Annotated in this window: 16 protein-coding genes and 1 tRNA gene; 3 read left to right on the top strand and 14 right to left on the bottom strand. The window is 62.3% G+C overall.

Annotation, left to right across the window (positions count from 1 at the left end):
• A partial coding sequence (locus G3O06_RS22025; RefSeq protein ID WP_205817501.1) for an acyl-CoA dehydrogenase family protein occupies positions 1-1432 on the bottom strand: 1432 nt, incomplete at its 3' end.
• Positions 1433-1605: 173 nt separating this feature from the next.
• Between G3O06_RS22025 and G3O06_RS22020 the strand changes: the two genes are divergently transcribed.
• Complete coding sequence (locus G3O06_RS22020; RefSeq protein ID WP_174967288.1) at positions 1606-2508, top strand: LysR family transcriptional regulator; 903 nt, start codon at positions 1606-1608, stop codon at positions 2506-2508.
• A gap of 21 nt (positions 2509-2529) precedes the next feature.
• On the opposite strand, the gene G3O06_RS22015 is transcribed toward G3O06_RS22020, so the two are convergent.
• The 4 genes from G3O06_RS22015 to G3O06_RS22000 all read right to left on the bottom strand — a co-directional run bounded on the left by G3O06_RS22015 (position 2530) and on the right by G3O06_RS22000 (position 6815).
• Positions 2530-3951, bottom strand: a complete 1422-nt coding sequence (locus tag G3O06_RS22015) for an amino acid permease (protein ID WP_205817500.1) — start codon at positions 3949-3951, stop codon at positions 2530-2532.
• Between the two features lie 91 nt (positions 3952-4042).
• Entirely contained in the window at positions 4043-5080 is a 1038-nt protein-coding gene (locus G3O06_RS22010; protein WP_205817506.1) for a porin, read from the bottom strand.
• Between the two features lie 103 nt (positions 5081-5183).
• Positions 5184-5570: a RidA family protein gene (locus G3O06_RS22005; RefSeq protein WP_174917732.1), complete on the bottom strand. Its 387-nt coding sequence runs from the start codon at positions 5568-5570 to the stop codon at positions 5184-5186.
• A 30-nt stretch (positions 5571-5600) separates the two neighbouring features.
• Complete coding sequence (locus G3O06_RS22000) at positions 5601-6815, bottom strand: amino acid aminotransferase (RefSeq protein WP_205817499.1); 1215 nt, start codon at positions 6813-6815, stop codon at positions 5601-5603.
• Between the two features lie 191 nt (positions 6816-7006).
• On the opposite strand from G3O06_RS22000, the gene G3O06_RS21995 reads away from it, so the two are divergent.
• Both G3O06_RS21995 and G3O06_RS21990 read left to right on the top strand, forming a co-directional pair.
• On the top strand, positions 7007-7489 hold the full coding sequence (locus G3O06_RS21995) for an Lrp/AsnC family transcriptional regulator (RefSeq protein ID WP_174917730.1): 483 nt from the start codon (positions 7007-7009) through the stop codon (positions 7487-7489).
• Between the two features lie 82 nt (positions 7490-7571).
• Positions 7572-7646: transfer RNA gene (locus G3O06_RS21990), tRNA-Val, on the top strand.
• 177 nt (positions 7647-7823) lie between these two features.
• Here the strand turns inward: G3O06_RS21990 and G3O06_RS21985 are convergent.
• The 9 genes from G3O06_RS21985 to G3O06_RS21945 all read right to left on the bottom strand — a co-directional run bounded on the left by G3O06_RS21985 (position 7824) and on the right by G3O06_RS21945 (position 16941).
• Complete coding sequence (locus tag G3O06_RS21985) at positions 7824-9257, bottom strand: hypothetical protein (RefSeq protein WP_205817498.1); 1434 nt, start codon at positions 9255-9257, stop codon at positions 7824-7826.
• A gap of 108 nt (positions 9258-9365) precedes the next feature.
• Positions 9366-9620 (bottom strand): type II toxin-antitoxin system RelE/ParE family toxin, encoded by a 255-nt coding sequence (locus G3O06_RS21980; protein WP_205817497.1) that lies wholly within the window; start codon positions 9618-9620, stop codon positions 9366-9368.
• Positions 9621-9630: 10 nt separating this feature from the next.
• On the bottom strand, positions 9631-10089 hold the full coding sequence (locus G3O06_RS21975; RefSeq protein ID WP_119566586.1) for a hypothetical protein: 459 nt from the start codon (positions 10087-10089) through the stop codon (positions 9631-9633).
• Between the two features lie 113 nt (positions 10090-10202).
• The gene (locus G3O06_RS21970; RefSeq protein ID WP_205817496.1) at positions 10203-11054 is read right to left on the bottom strand and encodes a site-specific integrase; all 852 of its coding nucleotides are present in this window, start codon (positions 11052-11054) and stop codon (positions 10203-10205) included.
• A gap of 87 nt (positions 11055-11141) precedes the next feature.
• Positions 11142-11921: a hypothetical protein gene (locus G3O06_RS21965; protein ID WP_205817505.1), complete on the bottom strand. Its 780-nt coding sequence runs from the start codon at positions 11919-11921 to the stop codon at positions 11142-11144.
• Positions 11922-12690: 769 nt separating this feature from the next.
• Positions 12691-14079, bottom strand: coding sequence for a type II secretory pathway protein (locus G3O06_RS21960; RefSeq protein WP_205817495.1), 1389 nt, complete (start codon positions 14077-14079; stop codon positions 12691-12693).
• Positions 14076-14981, bottom strand: a complete 906-nt coding sequence (locus G3O06_RS21955) for a zonular occludens toxin domain-containing protein (RefSeq protein ID WP_205817494.1) — start codon at positions 14979-14981, stop codon at positions 14076-14078. The genes G3O06_RS21960 and G3O06_RS21955 overlap by 4 nt, the downstream gene beginning before the upstream one ends.
• Complete coding sequence (locus tag G3O06_RS21950) at positions 14978-15259, bottom strand: DUF2523 domain-containing protein (RefSeq protein WP_205817493.1); 282 nt, start codon at positions 15257-15259, stop codon at positions 14978-14980. The genes G3O06_RS21955 and G3O06_RS21950 overlap by 4 nt, the downstream gene beginning before the upstream one ends.
• Positions 15256-16941: an IgG-binding virulence factor TspB family protein gene (locus G3O06_RS21945; RefSeq protein WP_205817492.1), complete on the bottom strand. Its 1686-nt coding sequence runs from the start codon at positions 16939-16941 to the stop codon at positions 15256-15258. The genes G3O06_RS21950 and G3O06_RS21945 overlap by 4 nt, the downstream gene beginning before the upstream one ends.
• Between the last annotated feature and the right edge of the window lie 2 nt (positions 16942-16943).

The following is a 16943-nucleotide window of genomic DNA, read 5'->3' as shown; positions in this document are numbered from 1 at the left end:
GCGCCGCGCGGCTCGCATCGGGCAGCGGCGCCGCGCCGAGGCGGTCGCCAAGGAACGCGCGCAGCGCATCGAGCGCGTGCTCGCGCTGCGCGGCCCGCGCGACGTCGAGCGCGACGATGTTGCTCGTGCCCTCCCAGATCGAGCCGAGATGCGCGTCGCGCACGACGCGCGCGTCGCTCCATTCCTCGATGTAGCCGGTGCCGCCGCGCACTTCCATCGCATCGCCCGTCACGCGCCGTGCATCGCGGCACGCGCGGAACTTGATCAGCGGCGTCAGGATCCGCACGCACCGCGCGGCCTGCTCGTCGCCCGCATCGGCCTGCGGCAGCAGCAGCGCGATCTGCATGAACATCGCGCGCGCGGCCTCGGCCGGCAACAGCATCTTCAGCAACTGGCGCTGCATCAGCGGCATCTCGATCAGCTTGCGGCCGAAGGCCTCGCGGTGCGCGGCGACGTGCAGCGCTTCGTTCAGCGCGCGCCGCATCAGCCCCGCCGCGCGCACGCCGTTCGACAGCCGCGACATGTTGATCATGTCGGCCATCTGGTGAAAACCGCGGCCGATCTCGCCGATCAGGTACGCCTGCGCGCCTTCGAGCGCGATCTCGCCGCTCGCCATCGAACGGCTGCCGAGCTTGTCCTTCAGGCGCACGATCCGGTAGCGGTTGCGCGTGCCGTCCGGCAGCGTCTTCGGCAGCAGGAACAGCGCGAGGCCCTTGATGCCGTCCGGCGCGCCGTCGGGCCGCGCGAGCACCATCGCGAGATCGGCGTCCGCGTTCGAGCAGAACCACTTGTCGCCGGTCAGGCGCCAGACGGTCTCGCCGTGCGCGTCCGTCTCGCGCGTCGCTCGCGTCGCGATCCGGCCGACGTCGGAACCGGCCGCCTGCTCGGTCATGAACATCGCGCCCTGGTACAGCGTGTCGAAGTCGCGCGATGCAAGCATCGGCAGGTAGCGCGCGACGAGCGCCGGATCGCCGAAGCGGCGCAGCGTACGCGTCAGCGAATCGGTCATGCTGACCGGGCAGCACAGCCCGAATTCCGCCTGCACGAACAGGAACGTCAACGCGTACTTGACGAGCGGCGGAACCGATTCGGACCCGTGGCTCAGCGATGCGAGCCCGAGCTCGGAATACGCGACGCGTTCGAGCGCGACATACGCGGGATCCTTGTCGATCCGCTGCACGGCCTCGCCGCGCCGGTTGCGGTGCTCGAGCACGGGCGGGTGCTTGTCCGCGCGCGACGCCCATTCGTCGAGCTCGCCCGACACGCGTGCGCCGAGCGCGCGCAGCCGCGGCTCGAGTTCGGCATAGTGCGCATCGCCGAGATGCAGCTTCAGCAATGCGCCGAGGTCGGGATCGGCTGTGAAGAAATCGATGCCCCGGCTGTCGGGGATGTTGGATGCGCCGGCGTCCGGCGTGCGAGCGGTGTCGTTCATGCGTGCGTCTCCTGGGTTGCCTGCACGTCGGCTGGAGGGGGCGCCGCGGCGCCCGGCCAATCCCGTGCAAAGCCTTCCGCAGAGCGTAGGCGCGCGATCGATAAGCGTCCAATACAGGATTTATCCGGTACGATAGATATCGCTTATCGATACCGACGCCGCGAGGAGACACCATGGAACTGAGGCAGTTGCGCTACTTCGTGGCGGTCGCCGAGGAGCTGCATTTCGGGCGCGCGGCGAAGCGCCTGTTCATCTCGCAGCCGGCGCTGAGTTTCGACATCCGCAAGTTCGAGGACGCGCTCGGCGTCCAGCTGTTCTCGCGCACCAACAAGAGCGTCGCACTGACCAACGCGGGCGAGGTGCTGCTCGGTGAAGCGCGCCGGCTGCTGCTGCAGGCGGCCGAGGCCGAACGCCTGACGGTGCGCTCCGCGTCCGGTCTCGCGGGCAGGCTGCGGATCGGCTTCGTTCATTCGATGCTGTATCGCGGGCTGCCGGATGCCGTGCGGCGCTTCGAGGCCGACTATCCGGGCGTCGAGGTCGTGCTGAGCGAAATGAACACGCAGGCGCAGGTGCAGGCGATCCAGCGCGGCCAGATCGATCTCGGCTACGCGCACTGGGGCCACTTCCCGCCCGAGGTCGAATCGACGCCCGTTTATGCGGAACCGTTCGTGTGCTGCCTGCCGGCCGCGCATCCGCTCGCGAAGCGCAAGCAGGTCGCGCTCGCCGCGCTGGCCGCGGAACCGTTCATCCTGTTCCCGCGCGAAGCGGCGCCCCACTATCACGACCTGATCATCGCGCAGTGCGTGAATGCCGGTTTCAGCCCGCTGATCCGCCACGAGGCACGGCTGTGGCAGACCATCCTGTCGATGGTCGACTTCGGAATGGGTATCGCGCTCGTGCCGCGCGTGCTGCAGCAGGTGAAGAGTGACCGGCTCGCGTTCCGGCCGCTGAAGGATGCGTCGCTCGAATCGCGCACGCTCGCGCTGAAGCGCAGCGGCACCGCCGAACCGGTTGCGCTGCGCTTCGCCGATTACGTGCGCGCGTCGATCGACGCACTGCCCGCGCTCGCGGGCTGAGCGCACGGCCCCACCGCTACATCACGACTTCGCGTCGGGCTGGAGTACCGGCTGCGCGCGCCGATACCACACCGCGTACACGACCGACAGCGCAACCAGGAACGGAATGCCGAAGATCAGCGTCATGTGGAATTCGGCCGTGAAGTAAGTCGTCACCATCACCGCGAGCATCAGGCCCGCGCCGAGCAGCGTCAGCAGCGGAAAACCGCGCATCCGGAACGCGGGCGCCGGCAGGCCGAGCGCCGCCCGGCGACGCCGGAAACAGTAGTGCGTGACGAAAATCATCATCCACGTGAACAGCGCGCCGAACATCGACACCGCCATCATGATCGTGAACGACGCGTCCGGATACAGCACGCTCAGCACGGTCGCCAGCGCGATGCCGAGCGTCGACAGCATCAGCGCGCCGAACGGCACGCCGCGTGCGTTCACTTCCCCGAGCGCCTTCGGCGCATGGCCCGCACGCGACAGGCTGAACATCATCCGCGTCGTGATGTAGAGCTGGCTGTTCATCGCGGACAGCGCGGCGATCAGCACGACGAAGTTGATCAGCCCGGCCGCGCCCGGCAGGTGAATCGCCTCCATCACCTTCACGAACGGGCTTTCGTCGCGCCCCGCCGCCGTCCACGGCACGATCGCGAGCATCAGCGCGAGCGTGACGAGGTAGAACAGCACGAGCCGCACGATCGTCGAGCGGAACGCACGCGTGACCGCGCGCTCGGGATCCTCGGCTTCACCGGCCGCGACCGCGATCATCTCGATGCTCAGGTAGCTGAAGATCGATACGATCACCGCGACCCACGTGCCCCACGCCCCCTTCGGAAAGAAGCCGCCGTGATCCGTGTAATGGTGGAATCCCCCGCGTGCGGCACCGTCGCCGACCAGCCCCGGATTGCCGAACACGACATAGGCGCCGAGCACGATGAAGCCGACGATCGCCGCGATCTTCACGACCGAGAAGCCGTACTCGACCGCGCCGAACACGTCGACGCTGCGCGCGTTGACGAACACCAGCAGCGCGGAGAACCCGACGATCCACAGCCAGCCCGGCACGCCCGGAAACCAGTACTTCATGTACAGCGCGATCGCGGTGACCTCGGTGCCGACCGCGAGCACGATGCACGCCCAGTACGCGTAGCGCACGAGGAATCCGGCCCATGGGCTCACGTAATGTTCGGCATACGCGCCGAACGAACCGGAGGTCGGGTGCGCGACCGTCATCTCCGCGAGACAGCCCATCAGCAGCAGCGAGATGAACGCGCCGATCGCGTAGCTGACGAGCACGCTCGGGCCCGCGAAGCCGATCGCGAAGCCGCTGCCGAGAAAAAGACCGGTGCCGATGGCGCCGCCGATCGCGATCATCGCCATCTGCCGTGCGGAAAGCGTGCGGCGCAGGCCTTGCTCGCGCGCCGCGATATGCTGGAATTGTCCTTCTGGTTGCATCGAGTGACCTCGTTCGAAAGCGATTGTCCGGTCGAAACGTCGACGGCGCGCGGGCCGGCGCCGGACCTGCCGGCCGCCGCGCGCCGCGTGCTCAGAACAGGTGGCGCAGGCCGGCCGCGACGCCGGTCTGGTTGCCGCGTCCGGGCATTTCCGTGAACGCGCCGCCCGTCACGCGGTTGTAGTCGACCGTCGCGTAGACCTGCGTTGCCTTCGACAAAGCGTACTCGGCCTCGAGCACGCCCGTATAGCGCTTGCCGCCGTTGCCGGCGACGCCGTTGACGTTGCGGATGTCGTCGTAATACACGACGCCCGTCACCGACACGGCCGGCGTAACCTTGACGCTCGCGCCCGTATAGAAGATCGCATCGCGACGCGGGTTGTCCGCGAACGCACCGTAGGTCACGTCGCGGCCCGGCGCGTTCAGCAGCTGCTGGTCGAGCATGCCCGTGCGGTCGATGCCGCCGAGATAGCCCGCGTACAGCGTCGCCGCGCCGAACGCGTAGCGTGCGCCCGCGCCCCACGCCTGCTGCGCGCGGCTGTTCAGGTCGCGCACCTGCTGGTACGTCGCGCCGACCATCAGCCCGCCCTGCGTGTACGACACGTGCGTGCCCCAGTACGCATTCGCGCCGAGGCTGCCCGCGACACCGCCGAAGCCGTAGCTCGCGCCGACGTTCAGCCCGCCGAACGTGCCGTCGTAGCTGACGACGTTGCTCGCACGCCCTTGCGTGAGGAAATACGGCCACATGTTGGCCGTGTAGTTGCCGACCGTCAGCGGATCGAGATCGCCGAACAGGTTGAACGCCTCGGTCGCCTGGCGGCCGAGCTTCACGGTACCCCAGTCGCTCGCGAGGCCCACATACGCGTAGCGGCCGAACAGCGCGCCGTCGAGCTGCCCGTTCTGCGGCTCGAAGCCGCTCTCCAGCTGGAAGATCGCCTTCAGCCCGCCGCCGAGCGCCTCGCTGCCCTTCAGTCCCCAGCGGCTGTTCGTGATCGCGCCGTTGGTCATCTGCACGCTCGCATCGTTCGACGCGTCGGCATGCGTCGTATAGCGAATGCTCTGGTCGACGATCCCGTACAGCGTCACGCTGCTCTGCGCCATCGCGCCGCTCGCGGCAAGCGCACCCGCCATCATTGGCAGTACGAATCGATTGATTGTCCTCATGTTCTCCTCCAGTCCTGTTCTCGTTTGTCGATGATTGCGTGACTGCACACCGCGCAATGCGGTGTTCCTGCTAGGTGCGTGCCGCGGGCAACGCGACGTACGCGACGAGTTCGACGCGCATCGCCGGATGTGCGAAACCCTGCACACCGACGCACGTCCGGTTCGGATACGGTTCACGGAAGTGGCGTCGGTATTCGGTATCGAATTCGGGCATCGCCTTCACGTCGGACAGGTAGACGAGCACCTGCGCGACGTCGTCCATCGTCGCGCCGGCCGCCGCGACGGCCTTCGCGAGATTCGCTAGCGTGATGCGCGCCTGTTCGGCCATCGTGTCGCCGGCAATCGCCCCGGACGCGTCGACCGGCCCGTGCCCCGTAAACATCAACCCGCCCGCGCGGGTCGCCCACGAGAACGGTTGTGCGAGCTGCGGCAGGTCGACCGGGATCGTTTCAGCCATCGTGTCCTCCTTTGGATCAGGGTCGGGAATTCAGGCGGCCTGTCGCGACACGCCGCCGAGCACATCGGCGATCGCGTTCGCGACATGGTCGACGTTCGCATCGTTCAGGCCCGCGATGCACATGCGCCCCGAGCGCAGCAGATAGACGCCGTGCGATGCACGCAACCGGTCGACGTCGGTCGCGGCCATGCCCGTGTAGCTGAACATCCCGCGCTGCGTGACGAGTGCGTCGAACGCGCGATCCGGCAGCCGCGCATCGAGCCTGGCCTTCAGTTCGCCGCGCATCCGTTTGATGCGCGTGCGCACCTGCGCAACCTCGCCTTCCCAGCGCACGCGCAGCGCATCGTCGTTCAGCACGGTCGACACGAGTTGCGCGCCGAACAGCGGCGGGCTCGAATAGGTGCGGCGCACGCCGGCCTGCAACTGGCTCAGCACCGTCGCGGCCTCGCCCGCGTTCGCGCAGACGATCGACAGCCCGCCGACGCGTTCGCCGTACAGCGAGAAGTTCTTCGAAAACGAATTGCCGACGATCGCGGGCAGCCCGGCATCGACGATCGCGCGCACGGCCCACGCGTCGTCGGCGAGACCGTCGCCGAACCCCTGGTACGCCATGTCGAGGAACGGAATCAGTCCGCGCCGCGCGAGCACGTCGATCACCGCGCGCCACGCGTCGCGGCCGAGGTCGAGCCCCGTCGGGTTGTGGCAGCACGGCTGCAGCAGCACGACGCTGCGCGCCGGCAACGCATCGAGCGTGGCGAGCATCGCGTCGACGCGGATGTCGTTGCGCATTGCGTCGTAGTACGGATACGTGTGCACGTCGAGGCCGGCGGCCGAGAAGATCACGCGGTGGTTGTCCCATGTCGGGTCGCTGATCCAGATCGCGCTGTCGGGGAAATAGCGCTTCACGAATTCCGCGCCGAGCCGGATCGCGCCCGATCCGCCGAGCGTCTGCAGCGTCGCGATGCGCCCTTCCGCGAACGCCGCGCAGTCGTCACCGAACACGAGGCGCTGCACGCCCTGCCGGTACGCGGCGAGCCCTTCCATCGGCAGATACGTGTGGGGCGTACCGGCATCGCGTAGCCGCGCGGCCGCGATGCGTGTGCTGTCGAGGACCGGAATCCGGCCCGCGTCGTCGTAGTAGAGGCCGATGCTCAGGTTGACCTTGTGCGGATGCGCATCCTGCTGGAATGACTGGAACAGCGACAGGATCGGATCGCCCGGGTAGGCGGGAACGTGTTCGTACATGGCGGAATGACGGTAAAGGTTGAAGACGGCGGTACAACCGGCAGCACCACGTTGCGTCGGGATGAGCGGCCGGGACATGGGGCGCATGTTATCGAGGACGAAATAGAATGAGCTTCACTTTTCGATGACGAACCAGCCCGATTGCAGTAGAGTCTGCGCATCTCATCTCAAAATTCACCGGATTCTGCGAAATGACCCTGGATCGAACCGACATGCGGATCCTCCGGCACCTCGAACGGGACGGACGCATCAGCAATCAGGACCTCGCGAACGCGGTCGCACTGTCGCCGTCGGCATGCCTGCGGCGCGTGAAGCTGCTGGAGGAACGCGGCGCCATTGCCGGGTATCGCTGCGCGATCGAGCCGAAGAAGGTCGGCGTCGCGTTCGAGGCGCTCGTGCATGTGTCGATGCGGCCGGACGTACCCGAGTGGCACGACCGGTTCGTGGAGGCGATCCAGCAATGGCCGGAGGTCATCGCGGCGCAGATCGTCACGGGCGGGTCGAACTACGTGCTGACGGTTCGCGCGCGCGATCTCGATCACTATTCGGATTTCGTGATCAACCGGCTGCACCGCGCCGCGGGCGTGATGTCGATCAACTCGAGCATCGTGCTCGCGACGCTCAAGCGCGACGGGTCGATCCTCGATCTCGTCGAGCCGTCGACGGCCGGCTGACCGGTCGTTGCGTGGACTCGAACAATATTTGCAGAAAGTGCTTTACAGACCCCAAAACTCCTGACATAATCTTTTCTTCTTTGGGCGGTTAGCTCAGCGGTAGAGCACTGCCTTCACACGGCAGGGGTCACTGGTTCGATCCCAGTACCGCCCACCAAAGAATTCGCCGCTTGTGGCGACGCGTTAAACGCTGGATCGAGCAGTTTTCTCCGGCGCCAGCGCGAAGCCACTAGGCAAAGAGAAAGCCCTGCACTCGCAGGGCTTTTTTTTTGCCTCTTTACCGAGGAGCGCAAGGCAGACTGTCGACGTTCGGCTATGACAAGCCCGCCGTGAGTCACCGTCCTCCCGTAGTGATGCGCACTTCTACCGGCTTCTCCGCGAGAGCATGGCCGGGAAGTCTGGGTGCGATCGCGGCAGCGCTTTCGACAGACACACCAATTGCTATCAGCAAGCGCGTGACCAAAAGCGCCTCGATGAACTTCGCCTTCTTTTCAATATCGTCCGGATCCGGCTCCACCGCATTCGCGTGCGTCAAGTCGTTCCGCAAGCGGCAGATTCCTTGGATATCGCTCGCGTCGTAAATCCACCGCTTGCGCAAGCCTGACGGCAGAGTCTTTAAGAATTTTATGACGCACGCCTCAGTATTAAGCTTTGAGTTGTTCCAGTCGGGCATTCTTTCGATAACCCGCCCAACATTTTTCTCATCGTCAAAATATTTAACGAGCAGTGGCTTGACGCGCTCCAGAAGTAAACCAAGCTTTTCCCCCGGAAGAAATGATTCTTTCTGGGAACAGAGTTTCTCAAGCAACCGAAAAAATCCCAAGAATCGCTCTTCTGGGTTTTCCAGACGCCTGTACCTGATGTACTTTGAAAAACGCAATCTTTCGTCTCTAGGAAGGCAGAAGTAGATCGAGAACAAAGCTGTTGGGAGCGACGGCAAGCCCATTTGATCAGTTTTTAGATTTATCCCCAGCGGAAAAAACAGATATCTTTTCTCACCGCTCTTGTCCCGTGTGCGAGAAAAATATAACGATATCGGCAGCATACGACCATCTGACGCGATCAACGTCACCTTATTCAGGTCGAGACTCGCGCCGAACAAAAACGAGAACAACGTGTCAATTTCATTCACAATCTCGATAATCTTCGGCCCACTCATGGCCACGTCAAGCGCGAGCGATAGCACTGGCGCAAACCGTAAGCTCATCGAGAAGTCGCTGACCGAATACCGAGTGCTCGGGCAATAACGAACCGCAATGCTCCCCAGCCCCTCAATTGGTTGCGAAAATTCCGTGAACGAGTCTCCAGAATACGGAAATAACGTACCGCCATGATACTTTGACACGATCTCGTCCTGCATCCGTGTATATCCAACCCATTGGGCAACAGATGACGAGTGAAAATCAAATCCGACGAAAGTAGGATTACTATAGATATTCGCCCTACTGAAAATAACATGCGATACGCGATACCTGTTCTCAAAGTGAACAACGGACTTCGGATGCCGTTGCAACCAGCGATTGCCCCCGCCAGAGAACTTAAGGCCGTAGAGATGAAAAGTGCCGTCAAATCCGTCGCAAGTGATCTGATCGATATCTTCCCAACCAAAATTAGCAGAACGGCCTTCAGACAAATCTCCTCTAATTACTAACGAGCAGCCGCTGGGGCTCAACTGCAATTCACCGACAAAACGGTTCTCACCGTTCTCAACCGTCACACTGAATTGGTAGCTATCACTTAAATGGAGTTCTTCCGGCAGTCTTTCCATGTTTTATGTCGAATCCCTTTGAACATACTTGACGATCTCACAAGCAGCCCCAGCCAAGAAAACTGGCTACCTCGCGATCGCCCTGGCGGCATCTGTTCGCGCGCCCCTTCAGTCCGGCCACTGTTGCCGGGCATGCTTCACGTTCAGAATCTCCACCAAGTCTGCATCAACGCTGTACACGACAACGTAGTTGTGATGCACCACCATCTCCCTCGTTCCGGAAACGCGCCCCGCTCGATACAGCCTCGGGCGAATTCTCAGCCCCTCGACCTTTTCACGAATCATCTGCACCAGGGCTAATGCGGCATCCGGATCATCCTCCGCGATAAACTCCACGATACACAACAGGTCTTCCTCGGCCAACGGCCGCCACTTAAGTCTTAGCACGCTTCCCCTTTCGCATCGACTCGACGCGAGCCAGAGCTTTCTTCATTACGTCCTCATGCTCGATACTCGGGCGCGGGTCGTCGATCGATTCCTGCACCTGCTCGCGCAACCATTTGTCGTAGGCCGCTGCATTCGCGTGCGTCTGCTTCATCGCCGCCGCACGATCCGGACGGCTCGAACGCTCGATCTCGACCTCATCCGGTCGCCACGCTTCGAGCGAGAAACGCCCCGACTGCAACCCAAGCTCGCGGATCACCTCAAGCGCCTTGACGGGGTTCCGAAACGCACGCGGCCGGCGATTGTTTGACGTGACCAGCACAGCCGTTCCGGCCGTCCGCGTCTCCAGCTCGACGTAGAATGAACCGCCCTCAGCTTTGAGGACGGCGGACAGAACACCGCCGGCGTGCGCAGCAGCAGCAGCCTGAGACACATCTAACGTTTTCATGGCACAACCTTTAGAAGATAACGGCACGATCTATAATACATCGTGCCACAGTCAATAGCATTCCGCCCCCTTTATTTGACGTAAAACCTCATCTGACAGTCACCGCCCCGCGCCTAGGCATGCAGCGTCCGTACCGCCTCGCGCCCCATGTGCGGCGCCAGATGCGCGTACCGCTCCGTCACCGTGATCGACGAGTGCCCCAGCAAATCCTTCACCACGTACAGCGACACGCCCGCCATGACGAGCCATGAAGCGAAGGTATGGCGCAAGTCGTGCACCCTAAAATCATCGATCCCCGCGCGGAGACACGCGGCGCGAAAACCCTTCTGAATCGTCGTCATCCGATCCCCTGACGCCACCGCGAACACCCACGGCGAACGAGGCGCTGTCACCCGCACCCACTCGCGCTGATGTCTTAACGCCGCCATTGCCTCATCGTTCAGCGGCACAACGCGACGCTTACCGTTCTTTGTATCGCTCGGCTCCAGCGACAAAACCGCTCGATCAAAATCCACCCGCGACCATTCGAGTTTCAGCAGTTCGTTTTTCCGGCAACCGGTATGCAAAGCAAGACGAATGAAGTTTGGCAAATGCGGCCGACGTGCGAAGCGTGACGCACATATCACCAGTGCGTCGGCGTCCTGCCGACTGATCCACCGAACCCGAGCCGCCCCAGACGACATAGCCAGCCTAATAACCGGATTCGGCAAATCGGGCCGATCATATTCCAATCGCACAAAATTTATGGCCGCAGAAAAAACCCTCAATTCACGCTGTATTGTAGATTCCTGAACACCATCCGCTTGCCGAACTGCAATGTACCGTCTCACGTCGGCCCGCTTCAGCACGCACAAATCCCGGTCAGAAAAATACGGCCTGAGCCGCTTCAATGCGTACAGATCACGTTGCCTGCTTCGATTATTTTTCGACGCGAGGTATACGTCTATTACTTCTTCGAATGTCATTCACCAGCCCTCTCACGCCGTTGAATCCGAATAATATCGACGTTTAAACCCACAGCGCGAATCAATAATTAATTACCAATATTGATTCTAATTTTCTCGCGTCGATAACCAGAACACCCCTAACTCTTGCCGCCAAAATGCCTGACAACGGTCTAATGTCGCACCTGCACGCAATGCCGCCTTGAACGCTAGTTTCAACGCCTCAGCCGGATCGTTCGACGTGATGTGATCGATCGGCATGACTTCCGGGACGACGACGCCGCGGCTCGTCCAGTACCGCTTTTCGTTCAGCGCGTGCTCCGCGAAATCCTTGGTGATGTACTTCGCGAGATAGGCTGCGAGCTTGTGCCGCAGCCCCTTTTCCTTGAACGGATTCCGCACGTTGACCTGGCCGTTGCCGACGCCCACGATGCTTTGCCAGATAGAGCGCAGCACGCGGTAGTTCTGACGGCCCTTGACGGCGACGTGCAGGTGCCATGCGCCGCGCTTCTGACGTTCCGGCGTCGCCACATATTGGAAGCTAGAGAGCTTCGACAGGCGACGGCGCAGCGCGTCGAAATCACGCTTCAGGCGGGCTTTGTCCTGCATGTTCTCGCGGTACGTCAACGTGATCATTCGATCCGCTCCAATCGCTTTACAGCGGAGCCGCACCTGTTGCTTTGCGCGTTTCGCTGCGTCCATCAGGTTCGATTCGCTGTTCTCCGACTCGCCGCGCTTCGCCTTGGGCATCGCATTCAACGACAGCGCGCCCATGTAGCGATCGAACCGCGTCGCCGTCACTTCGACCTGACCGTCGCCAAAATTCCGGCCACGGATCACCCACTCTCTACGAAACGGCGAGAAGTCGCCTATACTTGCGTCGTGCATTGCAATCACCCTTGTAATGCGCTGTTTCACCAAGCCCTGACCGTTGCCGCGTTCAGGGCTTTTCTTTTTTATGAACTGCCTTTCTGTCCTTGCTCCGCCTCGCTCTATGCTGGCGTCCGTGTCCCGTATCCGTTAAGTGTCCCTGATACAAGTTTAGGGGCCGCGCTGCGCGCGGCCCGCCCGGCGCGCTCTGCTGCGCTGGGCGAGCCGCCCGCAGCCATACCCCCATCCATCTACCTGCAACCGCCTACGCCCTCGCCTGCCTCGCCGCAGCCCCATCGGCCGCAGCGGGCTTTCAGGAGGGAGGGGGTTTCCCGGCCGCGCCTTCGTTACCCGCCATCGCGAGTACCCGCTACTCGGTCCGGCTGGCCGCGCTGAGCCGCGCGACAACCGCCACAACTCCGCAACCAAGCCGCCGCCCTACGTCGCTGCGATCCCGGCCGGACACTCCCGACGCTGGACGCCGCCCGTCGCGCCGCACCGCCTTACAATCTCCCCCACAAAACTACCGAGAGGCCACAGATGGGCATGTACGACCGAGACTGGTATCGCGAGGAATACAAGGAGAAGGAGAAGCGTGCGCAGCAGGGCCATACGTCGCACAGCGCGCCCACGCCAACCGCACCACCAGCACCGCACCGCCCCAAAGCCGCAGTCGCCAACTACACACTTTCACCAATCAAAATCGCGACAGTCGCGCTAGCAGCCGGAACAATCGCGTACTTTCAAGTATCCGGGCTCCTCGACCTCATCGATCCGCCGACAACGATCAAATCCGTTGCACCTGCAGAACCAACAGAACCTCCGTCCGCTGCTTCGAGCTTGACCGACCATCAAGAAAGCTCGGCAGCCACGCGTAACCGCTTCGCGCCGTCGCATTCCGATCCTGAATCAGCCCGCCCAGCACCACGACCTCGCCGTCCGCCAGCCGTGTGACGGTCTGCAACTGGCGCGTATTCTTCGTCGGTGACGTATCGACGCCGGTTTTCGTCGTGACGAAATCGGAGATTTCCTCATGCACGCGCAGCTCGATCACGTCACGCATCACGGTTGGCTCGACATCGAAAATCAACCCGGCGTCCTGATACGTGATCGACTGAACCGGCGTGCCGCTCGACCCTTGGTAGCTCACACTGGATTGCGTCGGCACCTGCTGCCCGACGTTCAGGCGCACCCGCTCACCCGACGCGATCCGCACGTGCGGCGAACTGATGACCTTGAACCGCGAATCCGCATTGAGCGCCGATATCGCGGCATCGATGCCCGGCCCCGTGAAACGAACCGCGCTTGTGTCTGAAGACGTGTCACCGCTCGAGATGCGAAGCTGACCGCCCAAAGCTTTCGCCGCGATGCTCCAGGCGGTATTTGTCGAATCGGTGTTGGTCACCTCATAGGCCCAGCCGCGCACCACCACCTCACCGGGTGCCGTGTCCAGCTCGGGAACCACCTTGTGCAGCATGGCAACCTCATCACGCGAACCGACAATCACCAAATCGCCGCCGCGTGCCTGCACCCCGCCCGCAAGCTGATGCATGCCCTGCACACCGTTCGTCGCATCAACCGGCGCAGAACCCGGCACCTGTACCGAGCCAGCCGCCTGCACCGGCGTAGTGATAGCCGGGGCAACCGGCAACATCGAGCGCGCACCTATCAACGGTTCGATCATTTCGCGCAGATAGTCAGCCTTGCGATGACGCGGCTTGTATACAAAGACCTCCTGCTCCGCTTTCGGCAACGCAGCACCCGGCTTCTTCATCACGTAATCGACGCCGTTTTTCGTGGCGACTTGGAAACCGAGCGAATCGAGGAAATCCACCATCACGGCGCGCACGTCACGATTGTTGTCGTCCAAACGAAACGACACGATGCGATTGTCGGAAAGCACGTCCGGCCCGAGCACATACGGAGTATGCATCGCGTCCTGATAAATCAAATCGACCACCTGCGCGACCGTCACGAACCGCAGATCGAACGCAGCGCCCCGCACATGCCGCAACGGGATCGGCACTGGCGCCGCAGGAAGTGGAGCCGCAGGCGACGCGCTATTCATCATGCTCGCGTCGATCGGTACGGTCGGCAGCGGCGGCACCACGCCAGTAGCAGCCACACAAGCGCCCGACAGCATCAACGCCCCAATCACCACGCCGTACCGCGTCATTTCACACCCCCGGTTTGTTCTATCTTTCCGACCTGCACACCCGTCCAGCCCGCCACCGTCTTGCCGTCGGCCTCACCTGCCAAACTCACGCCCTGCCCACTGAACCCGTTGAGCGGTACGGCACGCAACCGGCTATCCGGCGCGACCAACACGACATAGCTCACCCCATCGACCGAGTAACGACCGGCAACCCGCCATTCCGACGACTTAGCCGCCTCAGCGGGACGCGCAGCTGTTGCAGCGTTGCCGGACGCGACAGGCTCAACACGTCTCACCGGCTCCACACCAAACCCGTCTTGCGCCTTGTGATAGACCTTCACGGCCAGCACGACGAACAGCACTGCCCCAATCGGAAGAAGGAACAGCGCCTTGGGAATGACCGCCTGCTTTTTCGTATGAACTTCGGCGCTTGTGTAGAGCTTGAACACGTCGCGCGGATACGGCCATTGTGTTTTGACCGCATCTTTCAAACTGCTCGGGTTGTGGCAGTGATCCCACTCGTAGAGCATCGCCCGCTTCAAGCCGAACAGGTTACGCACATGCACGTGACGCCCAACCAGATCGCGAACCGTCTTGCTAATCCGCTGCGGATGCTGCGTGATGATGATGAAGTCAACGCCCACATGCCGATGGACGTGCAGTTGCTCAACATCCGGCGTCGGCTTCTGACTCGCCGTCGTCGGCGGATAGATGCGTTGCGCCTCATCGATGACAATCAGGTCGTGCGCCTGCGCATTCACATGCCATTGCCGCAACCACGGCTCGTCAATCTCGACGTGCTCGATAGCCAGATCGCGAATGCCGTCTACAAGTACCCGGCGATCCTTGGCGATCTTCCTGAGCAGCCAAACCGCGTAGAGCGTCTTACCGCTACCCGGCACCCCCGTTATCAGTGTGATCATTTGCTGAACACCATTTTCGTCGTCGACGTGAGCAGGTAGAACGACACGCGAGCCGACAGACCACCGAGCACATACGCAATGCCTTCTCCCACACCACCGAGCGCAAGCACGTTCGCGATATCTGAGGGAATCCCACCCACGCTCGCGGTCATCCACTCAATAACCTGATTCATCGCCAAATCGATCCCCGTGACGGTCACAAAGCCGATGCCGAGCGCGAGCAACACTCGCGTGACGATCGGGCCAACCAGCGATACCAGCAGTCCCGCCCAACTCATGCCATCAACCCCGTAACAAAGATAAGGCCCGCCGCAAGCGCGCTGAGCAGAAGCACCAGCGGCCTGAGCTTCGACGCCAGCTCGCAGACCGGCGAGTAATCGAACTTGAGTGGTGCACCGAACACCTCGACCTCAAAAGGTTGCGGGCAGACACCGTTCGTCAGGCCGATAGAAATCGGCGACAACGAAATGCTTTTCGAATCGCGCTTCACATCCACATCGTTCGCACTCCCGAGCGGGGCGCAAGCGGATGCATCGGGATACAGTGCGCAGAACTTTTGGTCCGGCTTCGGATTGGGATTTGCGCCCGGGTCGGTTCCGGGATTCGTGCCGGGATTCGTGCCCGGATTCGTACCCGGATTGGTTCCGGGGTCCGTGCCCGGGTTCGTACCGGGATTCGTGCCCGGATTGGTTCCCGGGTTCGTGCCGGGATTCGTGCCCGGGTTGGTTCCGGGGTTTGTGCCTGGATTCGGATTCGTAGCCGGGTCGGGCTGAATGATGGGACTGATAACGACGTGCTCGCCCCGATGTGCGGGAGCGGTGAACAGTTCGCCCAACGTCGGCACCTGCTGCGGATTCTCTTTGACCCACGGTTCCACTAACCCGTCGTACACCCGCTCATATGGCAGCCCTTGATAGTCCGGGTCTGCCGCCGCACGCCTCCACGTCTCGTCCACAAGCTGAGCAATCGTTGACGTCGGCAACGGTAGCGACGCAACCTTAGACGGAAGCTTCGGCCAGAGCTTCGACATATCTTCGGCCACTAGCCCCGGCACCAGTTCGTTCCGGTATTGAAACAAGCTGTCTTGGTAGGTGTTGACGTAACCAATATAGGGCCCCCTCCTGCCCTGGCTGTCCACACGGCTCTTTGCCCCGGTCTCTGTGGTGTACATCCGGATCGGGTTGCCCGGTATGTTCGATACTGGCGCAAAGAACAGACGCACCGAACTGACGTTATCGTCATCACCAGAGCAGCCAGCAGCCAACCCACAATGTCCGTTGTAGTAGTGCACGTACCAAGTGAACTGGGCGGCCTGATCCAACGTGCTTGGAAGGATGTCGTGGTACCCGCGGGTGAGCCAAAAGTTAGCGGTAGTCATGCCAGCCCCCGGCGTAAACGGGTAAGCGTTGCACACTGGATCCTTCTCAGGGCAGTAGCCGTTGCGATAGGTCGGAATACCCGCTTGCGCCGCCCATAGCTCAGGCGCCAACAATTTCTTGTAAGTGGGGTCCACCCCAGCGGCGGGCGGCGGTATAGCCGCGTAGCTATCACCAACACTGGCTGGCGCCTCACTAACATCGATCGATATCGACGCTTCATTCCACTTCAAGTTGGCGAAGCCGACTTGCAAGGCCGCGCCGACCGCGATGATGCCCGCACCCGCCAAAATGGTTGCCCAAACTGGCGCGCCTGCGAATGCAAGGACAGCGCCCACCCCTGTGCCAACGACGTTAAGCGCCGTTGACGCCTTCCCCATACCCGCCAGCGTTGCTGCAATGCGCGGGTCGTTCGCCGCAAAACCGCGCTGAATCGCAATACGCGTGACAATCGCTGCCTCAGCGCGATTGATCACGAAACTCTCTACCGGCGCAAGCAGTGCCTGTGCATGCGCCTGCTGATTGCACATCATCGCGAACACGGCGAACAGCGCCAACCAGACTCCCCGGGTCTTATTTCGCATAC

The organism is Burkholderia sp. Ac-20345 (assembly GCF_017104825.1).
GTDB lineage: Bacteria > Pseudomonadota > Gammaproteobacteria > Burkholderiales > Burkholderiaceae > Burkholderia > Burkholderia lata_B.
Note: the sequence above shows the minus strand (reverse complement) of the source record. Positions and strands in the feature narration are given on the sequence as shown.

Coding starts and splice junctions, on each gene's coding strand:
- G3O06_RS21955 (WP_205817494.1), bottom strand. CDS start 14,981: ATGATCACACTGATAACGGGGGTGCCGGGTAGCGGTAAGACGCTCTAC.
- G3O06_RS21950 (WP_205817493.1), bottom strand. CDS start 15,259: ATGAGTTGGGCGGGACTGCTGGTATCGCTGGTTGGCCCGATCGTCACG.
- G3O06_RS21975 (WP_119566586.1), bottom strand. CDS start 10,089: ATGAAAACGTTAGATGTGTCTCAGGCTGCTGCTGCTGCGCACGCCGGC.
- G3O06_RS21970 (WP_205817496.1), bottom strand. CDS start 11,054: ATGACATTCGAAGAAGTAATAGACGTATACCTCGCGTCGAAAAATAAT.
- G3O06_RS22000 (WP_205817499.1), bottom strand. CDS start 6,815: ATGTACGAACACGTTCCCGCCTACCCGGGCGATCCGATCCTGTCGCTG.
- G3O06_RS21995 (WP_174917730.1), top strand. CDS start 7,007: ATGACCCTGGATCGAACCGACATGCGGATCCTCCGGCACCTCGAACGG.
- G3O06_RS22005 (WP_174917732.1), bottom strand. CDS start 5,570: ATGGCTGAAACGATCCCGGTCGACCTGCCGCAGCTCGCACAACCGTTC.
- G3O06_RS22010 (WP_205817506.1), bottom strand. CDS start 5,080: ATGGCGGGTGCGCTTGCCGCGAGCGGCGCGATGGCGCAGAGCAGCGTG.
- G3O06_RS22015 (WP_205817500.1), bottom strand. CDS start 3,951: ATGCAACCAGAAGGACAATTCCAGCATATCGCGGCGCGCGAGCAAGGC.
- G3O06_RS21960 (WP_205817495.1), bottom strand. CDS start 14,079: ATGACGCGGTACGGCGTGGTGATTGGGGCGTTGATGCTGTCGGGCGCT.
- G3O06_RS22020 (WP_174967288.1), top strand. CDS start 1,606: ATGGAACTGAGGCAGTTGCGCTACTTCGTGGCGGTCGCCGAGGAGCTG.
- G3O06_RS21965 (WP_205817505.1), bottom strand. CDS start 11,921: ATGCACGACGCAAGTATAGGCGACTTCTCGCCGTTTCGTAGAGAGTGG.
- G3O06_RS21985 (WP_205817498.1), bottom strand. CDS start 9,257: ATGGAAAGACTGCCGGAAGAACTCCATTTAAGTGATAGCTACCAATTC.
- G3O06_RS21945 (WP_205817492.1), bottom strand. CDS start 16,941: ATGCGAAATAAGACCCGGGGAGTCTGGTTGGCGCTGTTCGCCGTGTTC.